The sequence below is a fragment of the Cupriavidus numazuensis genome, from assembly GCF_905397435.1.
GTDB lineage: Bacteria > Pseudomonadota > Gammaproteobacteria > Burkholderiales > Burkholderiaceae > Cupriavidus > Cupriavidus numazuensis.
Map to the genome: position 1 here is coordinate 1 of NZ_CAJPVI010000133.1, position 2,982 is coordinate 2,982.

A 2,982-nucleotide genomic window follows, 5' to 3' on the forward strand; every position below is an offset into this window, starting at 1 on the left:
TGGGTATTCCGGCCCATCGTGACCGACGATTCCGGACGAACGTGACCGAGCATTCCGGTTCATCGTGACCGACGATTCCGGGCGAACGTGACCGATTTTCCGGCTGTCCGGAATCCGCGGTCACGATACCGGAATGGCCGGTCACGATGCCGGAACGATGTCGTATCGCAGCGCACCGGTGTTACGCATATCCATAACCGAGACGGGTAGGCTGCCAGATTTTTGTCTGGAAATGGCATGCCCGCACCGAGGATTGCTATGCGTAAGGTAAAGGAAGTATTGCGTCTGAAGCTGGACGCCAGGTTGTCTCACGAGCAGATCGCCGCGGCGCTTCAGATCTCCAAAGGCGTCGTTACCAAGTATGTCGGTTTGGCTGCCGCAGCCGGACTGGATTGGCCTGCTCTGGAGTCGCTCGACGACGTCACGCTGGAGCGGCGCCTGTTAGCCAGCCCAGAAAAACCGCGCGACCATGTGCAGCCGGACTTCGGCCGCATCCATCAGGAACTGCGGCGCAAAGGCATGACGCTGATGCTTCTGTGGGAGGAGTACCGGGCCGAGTACGCCGAGCGTCAGACCTACGGCTATTCGCAGTTCTGTGAGAACTACCGGCGCTTTGCCAGACAGCTCAAGCGCTCCATGCGGCAGGTCCACCGCGGCGGCGAGAAGCTGTTCATCGACTTCGCCGGTCCGACCGTCCCCCTGGCTGATGGCGCCCGAGCCCACATTTACGTCTCGGCCATGGGCGCCAGCAGCTATACCTTCGCCTGCGCCACCGAGCGCGAGACGATGGTTGACTGGCTTGAATCGACGGCGCGCGCCCTGGCGTTTTATGGCGGCGTGCCGGCACTGATCGTGCCTGATAATCCCCGCGCCCTGATCGCCGAGGCAAATCGCTACGAGCCGCGCGCCAACGACACCGTGCTCGACTTCGCCCGTCATTACGGCACCTCGTTTCTCCCGGCGCGCCCCTATCACCCACAAGACAAGGCCAAGGCGGAATCCGCCGTACAGGTCGTCGAGCGCTGGATCATCGCACGCCTGCGACACCAGCGCTTTGCCAGCGTGCATGAGGTCGACCGGGCGATTGCGCCGCTCCTGCAGCGGCTCAACGAGCGCCCCTTCCAGAAGCTGCCCGGCAGCCGCGCCAGCGCCTTTGCGCAACTGGATGCCCCGGCGCTCTCACCCTTGCCGGCGCAGCGTTACGAGCTGGCCACCTTCAAAACCGTCAAAGCGCACATCGACTATCACGTCGAGATCGACCAGCATCGTTACAGCGTGCCGCACGCGTTGGTCGGACAGTCCCTGGAAGCCCGCATCACGCGTACCACCGTCGAACTCCTGCATCGTGGGCAACGGGTCGCCTGCCATGCCCGCAGTTCGCGAGCCGGCGGGTTCTCCACGGTGAGCGAGCACATGCCGGCCGCTCACCGTGCCCACCGCGAGTGGAGCCCGCAGCGCCTGATCGACTGGGGGCAGCGCATCGGCCCCGCCACGGCGGAAGTCATCACTCGGCTGCTGGCCGAGCACAAGCATCCCGAGCATGGCTACCGCGCCTGTCTGGGTCTGCTGTCCCTGGCCAAGCGCTATGGCCAGCCACGGCTGGAAGCCGCCTGCATGCTGGCGCTGCAACTGGGCGCCTTCAAATACCGGCATGTGCGCGACATCCTGGTCAACCACCGCGATCAAAGCGCACCAGCTCCCGCCCGCGACTGGGTCAGCCCCGATCACGCGCACGTGCGCGGCCCCGGCTATTACCAATAAGGATAACGACATGATGATGCATCACACCTTGGCCCATCTGCGCAGCCTGAGACTGGATGGCCTCGCAGGCGCGCTGGAGGAACAACTCACCCAGCCGGGGCTGGCGAACCTGAGCTTCGAGGAACGGCTGACCATCCTGGTAGACCGGGAGGTCCACCACCGCAATGAGCGCAAGCTGATACGCCTATTGAAGAACGCGCGCCTCAAATATGGACAGGCGACGCTGGAAGACCTCGACAGCCGGGCCGGCCGGGGTATCGACCGATCGCAGGTCATGAGCCTGGCCTTGGGCAACTGGGTCAGCGCCGGCCACTGCATCCTGATCACGGGGCAAACGGGTGTCGGCAAGTCCTGGCTGGCCTGCGCCCTGGCGCAGTATGCGTGCCGGCGCGGCCACTCCGCGCTGTATCAACGCGTCCCGCGCCTGCCGGAAGAACTGCGCATTCGCCATGGCAGCGGGGCGTTCGGCAAATGGTTGCTTCAGCTCGCCAAGACCGACGTCGTCATCCTGGATGATTGGGGTATGGGTGCCATCGACAGCATGACCCGGTCCGACCTGCTGGAAGTCATTGACGACCGGGCCAGCCGCAAAGCCACCATCATCACATCACAACTGCCGATCGAGCATTGGCACGCCTGGATCGGTGACGCCACGATGGCCGATGCCATGCTCGACCGGCTGATGCAGCACCATCACCGCATCACGCTGACCGGCGATTCGCTCCGATCGAAAAGGGCTCAAACGGCCCAGGCTGGCGAAGGAACCAGCGCGGCGATGGCCGCAAACGCCGCGACTGGAGTTGAGGGATAAATGGCAAAAACAACAGCACAACGTCAGGCGCAATACCGGGCGAGACGCCAAACGGCAGGGCAGGACGGCAACGGAGAACGTCAATTGAGCACGTGGGTCAGCACGGGCACCGTCCTGGGTCTCGCCCGACTCGCGCGCCGTTACGGCGTAACGAAGCGGGAATTGATCGAAGGCCTCATCAAGATCGAGGACGACCGCGTGATCGCGACACTCGAACTGGATACGCCAGAATGGGACGAGTACTTCGGTTCCTGATCCGTTACTCAGTAACGGATCGAAAACCACGAACAAAGGAGGAAAAAATCAACTCATCGTGACCGCGCCCTCTACAATCTGAACCGCGTAACATCCCCTCGCGCGCAACGGTCACGTTGCGCCGGAATCGTCGGTCACGTTCACCGGAATACGCA

The 2,982-nt window shown here is 63.3% G+C and carries 3 protein-coding genes; all 3 read left to right on the forward strand.

The window, feature by feature from the left end; genetic code table 11:
* The first annotated feature begins 237 nt into the window (after nucleotides 1-237).
* The 3 genes from istA to KHO41_RS40760 all read left to right on the forward strand — a co-directional run bounded on the left by istA (nucleotide 238) and on the right by KHO41_RS40760 (nucleotide 2,827).
* The gene (gene istA / locus KHO41_RS40750; RefSeq protein ID WP_211958854.1) at nucleotides 238-1,761 is read left to right on the forward strand and encodes an IS21 family transposase; all 1,524 of its coding nucleotides are present in this window, start codon (nucleotides 238-240) and stop codon (nucleotides 1,759-1,761) included.
* A 10-nt stretch (nucleotides 1,762-1,771) separates the two neighbouring features.
* Nucleotides 1,772-2,572, forward strand: a complete 801-nt coding sequence (gene istB, locus KHO41_RS40755; RefSeq protein ID WP_211958855.1) for an IS21-like element helper ATPase IstB — start codon at nucleotides 1,772-1,774, stop codon at nucleotides 2,570-2,572.
* Nucleotides 2,573-2,656: 84 nt separating this feature from the next.
* Nucleotides 2,657-2,827: a hypothetical protein gene (locus KHO41_RS40760; RefSeq protein WP_244874281.1), complete on the forward strand. Its 171-nt coding sequence runs from the start codon at nucleotides 2,657-2,659 to the stop codon at nucleotides 2,825-2,827.
* The last annotated feature ends 155 nt before the right edge of the window (nucleotides 2,828-2,982 follow it).